Origin of the sequence: Salinivibrio sp. PR919 (assembly GCF_001995355.1) — a bacterium.
In the GTDB taxonomy this organism is placed as follows: Bacteria; Pseudomonadota; Gammaproteobacteria; order Enterobacterales; family Vibrionaceae; genus Salinivibrio; species Salinivibrio proteolyticus.
This window is the reverse complement of record NZ_MUFL01000119.1, coordinates 1-6,757: the sequence shown is the minus strand read 5'-3', so window position 1 is coordinate 6,757 and position 6,757 is coordinate 1. Positions and strand designations below refer to the sequence as shown.

5 protein-coding genes are annotated in these 6,757 nt (G+C 49.4%); 1 reads left to right on the top strand and 4 read right to left on the bottom strand.

Features of this window, described 5'->3' with window-relative positions; genetic code table 11:
* Positions 1-922: ABC transporter substrate-binding protein (locus BZG83_RS15455; RefSeq protein ID WP_077481868.1), on the top strand; the 922-nt coding region annotated here is incomplete at its 5' end.
* On the opposite strand, the gene BZG83_RS15450 is transcribed toward BZG83_RS15455, so the two are convergent.
* The 4 genes from BZG83_RS15450 to BZG83_RS16820 all read right to left on the bottom strand — a co-directional run.
* Entirely contained in the window at positions 919-1,476 is a 558-nt protein-coding gene (locus BZG83_RS15450; RefSeq protein ID WP_077481866.1) for a sugar O-acetyltransferase, read from the bottom strand. The genes BZG83_RS15455 and BZG83_RS15450 overlap by 4 nt on opposite strands.
* 273 nt (positions 1,477-1,749) lie before the next feature.
* The gene (locus BZG83_RS15445; RefSeq protein ID WP_077481864.1) at positions 1,750-4,188 is read right to left on the bottom strand and encodes a M9 family metallopeptidase; all 2,439 of its coding nucleotides are present in this window, start codon (positions 4,186-4,188) and stop codon (positions 1,750-1,752) included.
* A gap of 146 nt (positions 4,189-4,334) precedes the next feature.
* Positions 4,335-6,134, bottom strand: coding sequence for a Na/Pi cotransporter family protein (locus BZG83_RS15440; RefSeq protein WP_241828301.1), 1,800 nt, complete (start codon positions 6,132-6,134; stop codon positions 4,335-4,337).
* Positions 6,135-6,322: 188 nt separating this feature from the next.
* Positions 6,323-6,757, bottom strand: a 435-nt coding sequence (locus BZG83_RS16820) for a PPC domain-containing protein (RefSeq protein ID WP_198929745.1), incomplete at its 5' end; no start/stop codon positions are given.

The following is a 6,757-nucleotide window of genomic DNA, read 5'->3' as shown; positions in this document are numbered from 1 at the left end:
TTTATGGGCTGCCGACGTCCTGTTGATTGAGAGCTATCACAAAGAATATGGCTGGGATGAAAGCTACATTCGTGGGCTCGAAAGTACGCTTGGCGATGATGTGACCTTACATACCTTTGAGATGGACACTAAACGTTTACCGAAAGCCGATTATGACAGTCAAGCTGACAAAGCCTTCGCTATGTACCAACAGATTGCGCCAGATGTGGTGGTACTGGGCGACGATAATGCGTTGGGCTATATGTTACCGCGTTTACAAAATGAGGACATTGATATTGTATTTTTAGGTATCAATTCTAACCCACGTCGGTTGATGGCCAAATATAGCGGTAAGGCGAGAGTAACCGGTGTGCTCGAACGCCCGCTATTTGCGCGCAGTATGCGAGAGATTGGGCAAATGTTGGGTAAAGACAAACTTATCGTCAAAATCATGTTTGATGCAGGGACGACCGCGACCATCGCCACTGACCATATCAGTAACCAATATCAAAGTTTGAAGAGTAAACTGGGGATTGATGCCACGATTGAAAACCATGAGACGTTTGACGCGTGGAAAGCCTCAGTCAAAGACAGCGATGGCTATGACATCATCATTGTGGGCCTCTATCAAATTATCCGTGATAGCGATGGCAATGTCGTCGATCCGGATAAGGTATTAACATGGACCAACCAACATAGTGCGATCCCTTTATTTGGCTTCTGGGACTTTTCAGTGGGCAAAGGCCAAACCGCAGGAGGGGTAGTGTTATTTGGTGAATCGCAAGGCATTCAGGCGGGAGAATTTGTCAATCGAATACTGGCTGGCGAAGAGGCGTCCTCTATTTCGGTGATTCATGGCAAACAAGGACGCGCCATATACAGTGGGGCCGAGTTTGCTCGCTGGGGGTTTAATGCGCCAAGTGGCTGGCGCAATATTGATTAATCGTGGTGATTAAGCGACTTTATTAAGTGTGCAGGTGTGCCACCGTACAGGCTGTCAGGTGGCACGTCGTGTTTCACCACCGCATTGGCGGCAATGACGCTGCGTGCGCCGATGGTGACGCCTTGACAGATCACCACATTACCGCCAATCCATACATCGTCTTCGACCACAATCGGTTTACACCAGGTCTCCCAAGCGCGCCGGCTTCGATAATCAAGAGAGTGGGTTGCGGTGTAAAATTGGGTATTGGGGCCAATCAGCACATGGTTGCCAATCGTGATCGGGGCCCCATCCAGCATAGTGGCATTCATGTTGATAAAGGTGTTACTACCAATCTGTATGGTTTCGCCAAACTCACAATAAAACGGCGGTTGGATCACCGAACCCTCGCCGATAGTGTGTAATAACGTGTTGAGCAGTTGCTTTCTTGTTGCCGTCTCTACGCTTTGGTTGAATGCTTGCAAGGTTCGTGTGGCGTGGTCCCGCCGGATATCAATGGAGCCATCGCTGTCATCAAACACAAGTCCTTGGCACATTTTTTCCCATTCGGTCATGGTTTCTCCTTATTATTTGTGCATGTCGTGACAAAGGTAGTCATCAAGGCATTATCTCAGTCTGGATGGGAGAGAAAACAGCAATCATCCCTCGAGTATTTTTCCTCTTTCTATGCTTTTTTACCCTTTCTATGGCTATCAAAAAAAGCGCCACTCGGCGGTGGCGCTTAATAACATGGTGCTTAACGCTTAACGCTTAACGCTTAACGCTTAACGCTTAACGCTTAACGCTTAACGCTTAACGCTTAACGCTTAACGCTTAACGCTTAACGCTTAACGAAAATAAACACGCACATCGGTTTGGCTACGGCTTCCGTCACCTGCAAGTAGTAAGTGCAGACGCTGCTGGTCACTCAAGTCGACTTCGATGTACTGGTTGCTGCCCGGTGCGTCTGAGGCTGCTTGGTTTTGTGCTTGCGTTGGCCAATAGTCCTCGGCAGCGAATACGCTCAGATCCCCCGCGTCACCATCCGCCATGACCCACACTTGCGCCTTGGTGGCGCCTTCTGGCACATCGGCATAGAGATAGCGGCGTTGATAAACGCTAATACTGTTCGGGCTAGCAACGTTAAGTTGCGTCGGGCGCAAGTCATCGGTGCCAGCCGGTGTTTCTGGCTGTGGTTCTGGGGTTGGGTCGGGTTGTACTTGGCCCTCAGCATTCACTTTGACAGTGACATCGGTAAAGTCACCGCGCCCTGTGACACTTAAGGTATAACGACCTGGTTTCACATCATTAAGCGTCACGGTTTCATTACTGGTTTGGTTCCACTCGGTAGCGTCAAAATCGTAATAGTGCGCTTGACGGCCTTTCGCCACGTACAGATCCGCGTTGCCCTGTCCTTCGATACTAAATGTCAGCGCACTGGCAGATTGGGCTAGGTCAATTTGATACAGGTGCTCACTATATGCTTGCCCACTAATGGTAACGGTTTGACCGAGAGACAGTGTCGTTACTTCTGGTTCTGGCTTGGGCTCGGGATCAGGGTCTGGACGCGGTGGTTCACTGCCATCGGTGTCTTCTAAGGTGGTCAGCCACTGCGCAAACTCTTGGTCATAACGATGGCCATAGTCTTTGACTAAATTTGCCCACTGCTCGAATTTCCCGGTGCGACCCGCATCAAGCAAAGTTTCCACAGCCTCTGGGTGCTTTTCAAACAAGAAGCGTACCGCCAAATAGCCCCAACGATAGATGCGATTAACATCATTCTGATAGGTGGTGGCAAAAACGTCACTGAGCGAGTAGCCGCCTTCTTTGCCCAAGCGTATTGCTTCGGCATAGTCATCACCATGGGCCATATACTCCGCAAAGCCTTCAAGCCACCAGACGGTATGACCGTGACGAAGCACGTCATTGAAGTCGCCGTACATATTAAAGCGGCCATCCAGATAGTGAACGTACTCGTGTTCAAGGTTCCAAATGGAAAGCGATTGGCCATTATCATTACGGTAAGCAATAAAACGGGCTTGGTTGTCTGGGTCGGCAGGGTTTCCTTCTAAATATTGACCACCATTATCCGTCGAGTTACCAAACAAAAACGAGGAATAGGTTTTGTAGTCGGAAGGGTTATCAAACACTACGACTTCAACGCTGTCATTCCGATCGTCGGCGACCGCTTGATAACCTGAGTTAACGGTTTGATGGAAAGCCACTTCTTTGTTGTGCAGGCTTTCACATGCCTGTTGCGATTGCGCTTGCGTCATGCTTTGTGAACGAATGATCGCCGGACCGTCACATTGGTGACGATAAGGCATTACTTTGGCTTCCAGCGTGGCTTTGGCATCAGACAAACCTAATTCGGCAATCTTATCGGGCGCATAAGCATCCACCATTTCTACCATGCCCACCCAAACAGCGTCATTTTTTCCGCCCAGCGGGAAACGGGGTAATAGATCACGATAATGGCTAATCACACGATCTCGCACGCTGGCTTGGGGGGCCATCAATAGCCGTCCCATTTCGCGGACCGTGTTTGATACCAATAACGCCCCGTGGTCGCTGTTAGAGAGCTGCGGGTGATTAACGACGAATTGGTAAAGGCGGTCAATCAAGGAAAGATCAGCAGCGAGCACATCGTAAAAGGCTTGACGAGATTGGTGGCCCGCCATGGCGCGGAAAAGGTTATTGAGTGCATCTGCGTAACGGCGTTCGTCTAAGCGGTCTTGTTTCAGATTTTCAAGCAGTTGAATTTGTAGGTCTAGGGTTTGCGGCAAGCGCTTGATGCTGTCGGCCATCAGCGTTAAACCATGTAAAGCATCGGTTTGGGCGCTGCCCTTTGCCGTGGCGTAAGGCGAGCGTAAGAAACGATTAATGGCATCCGCAAGACGATCATCTAGCGAATCAGAATAGTCAGGACTCGCCTTGTCACCATAGAAGCGAACATAGTAGGCGGCACGTACATACTCAGCTAAGTTAGCAATTTGGCGGGCTTGGTCGTCCTCCCCCTGATAATGGGCAATGGTCTGCGATAAACGCTGTGCCACTTTGCTTACAAAAGTTTCTTGGTATACGTTGCTGTATCGAATGGACGTGGTGTCATACCAGCTGGTAAAGCAACTGCGTTCAGCACTCATAATGACTTGGAGTGGCGTGTTGCTGGCCGCTAAATCGGCAATGTTACATTGAACATCAGCCCATGCACTGGTGCTGCTGAATGCGGCGAGGGCCATCAGTGCTGATAAAGGTTTAGGTCGGGAAGGGAATAATGTATACATTTCAGGCTCCTAGATATAATTAGGCGGAGCCGTTATAACGATTTTACCGATATGGATGGGTTATAAAGCCCAAAAGTTAGGGCTTGGTTCCGTTTTCTTTGTTTATATTGCTATTTTTGCACCAATATTCCCCAGAAAATATGGCACTAGGCTTCTTTCTCGCGCAGATGCAACTTCGCGATCCGTTTGGTAACGGTATAAACACGTTTGAGCGACTCGGTCCACTCCATCTCAATGCTAAATAGCTGTAAGCGATTGGCATCATCTTCTACCAGACGCTCAGCCTGATGGGCGAGAACTTTATCAAGCAGTGCATTTAGCTCGCGTTTCGTATGTAAGACCTGTTTGGCACGCTTATCATCGCCTCGTCGGRTCGCATTAACACAATCTAGCAGCGCGTGAGTCACTTTATCTTGCATAGCATCCAGCGTCGTACGCATCTTATTACTGATGGTGATATCCGCATTGAGGGATTTTTCCATTATTGGGATCAGTGTGTTAGTGATCAGATCCGCAATGCTTTCCAGTTGGTCGGTCATGCTAATTAACGCCATTTGACGTTGGCTTTGCGCGTGACTAAGTGGCTCTTTACGCAGCCTGCCTAAATAAAACAGAATACGCCCGTGCAAGGCATCGACTTGATTTTCGATTTCATCAATTTGTTTTAATGCGGCGATCGCTGCATCGCGTTGTGGTTGGCTTGCCAGTTTAGAGGTGAGTGGCGGCAGGGTATTCATCATATTACAAACCCGCCGTCCAATACGGCCAATCTCAAGTTGCGCCTGATCCATCGCGATATCTGGTGTCATCAATAACTCTTTCGCCAGATATTTAGGGGTAATGATAGGCTTTTCGCTACTGAGTGGCTTTTTCGAGCGCGGCACAATTTTTTTCGCTAGCCAAACAAACCCACCGGCGAAAGGCAACATAACCAGTGTGTTGACTACATTAAATAATGTATTGGCGTTGGCAATCTGCCGCGGCAGTTCAGCGCCCAAACGATCGACCCCTGTCAGTTGGGGATAAGCTGGGGAGAGCGCGACGCTCCAATCACTTAATAGCGAGATCAATGGCAGCCAAATCATGACGCCGATGATATTAAAAAGAACATGAATGCTAGCGGTTTGTTTGGCTTCTCGAGATTTTCCGATAGCGGCGAGAAGTGCTGTCACGCAGGTACCCACATTGGCGCCCATCGCAAGGGCAATACCGCTTTCCAGTGAAATAAAACCTTGTCCTGCAAGGACAATCACGATCCCGGTTGTTGCTGAGGACGACTGAACTAATGCGGTGAACAGAGCCGCAAGTAAGATCGCGAGTAGAGGGTTGTCCATGGTAGCCATCGCGTCGATAAAGGGCTGATAATCTCGCAGCGGTGACATGGCATCGCTCATCACATTCATACCCAGAAAAATCAAACCTAGGCCGAACAGCATATTGCCGTAGTGTTTGGCTTGGTCGGCTTTGGCGATAAACTGAGTGAGAAAGCCCGCAGCGACCATCACGTACGCTGCTTTGGTGATCTTAAAGGCAACAATTTGTGCGGTAATTGTGGTACCAATATTGGCACCCATAATGACCCCGGTCGCTTGGGCAAGTGACATCAGGCCTGCTGAAATAAAGCCAATCAACAAAACGGTGGTGACAGAAGACGATTGAATCGTCGCAGTAATGCCGGCACCGGTGAGCACGCCGGCGACGCGATTGGTGGTCAGTTTGGCGAGCAAGGTTTTTAAGCGGCTACCGGCGGCGTTTTTTAGGGCATTAGACATCTTGTCCATACCATAGAGAAACAGCGCCAGCCCACCGAGGAGTCCCATGATCATACTAGGATACTGAATGTTCTCAGCATTGGCTTGCGCGGCCCAAACGAGCGGGGGACACAATAAGAACAGCAGCACCACAAGCTTGGCGCGAAATGTGTTAGAAAAAGTCGTCAGATGCATTCAATCTGCCCAATTATCTGATTATTGCCAATAATCATTAACATAGATGTAAAGAAGCAGTAATGCGAATGTCACTTTCAGGGAGAGGGCAGARTCGTGGCGTGATCACAGTCGTGAGGAAATGGTGTGCGAAACTCTCATAAAAAAGCGGCCAGCCGTGGCTAGCCGCCAATCACAAGACAGTAATACTAACCTTGGCAGCTTCCTTGATATTGCCAAACCCATTGGTTCGAGAATGGATCAATGCCCCAGTTATCTTGCGTCGCTTGGAACAGATGCCCTTGATATTGAACGCTGACGCCGGAGTAGTAATAGTTGTAAGTTCCCCAGCTAGGGACGTTGCTGCAGCGGTTTTGCTCGATACCACGGTCATCAAGGCGTGCGATCACGTTTGTGGAGTAGTCCACCGTGCTGGTGACAGTGACATACAGATCCATGCCCTGAATTTCACTAAAACCGCAGTATTCCTCGTTACCTGCGTTAGTGGACGCACAGTCATGATCTTCGGCGCTCGCTGGACGGCCAACCGCCGTATATAACTCAACGTCACCTTGACCACGATATGTTTGTAGCCATACCGTACCGCGTGGCGCATTCTTAATCACAAACTGGTGAGCCGTGCC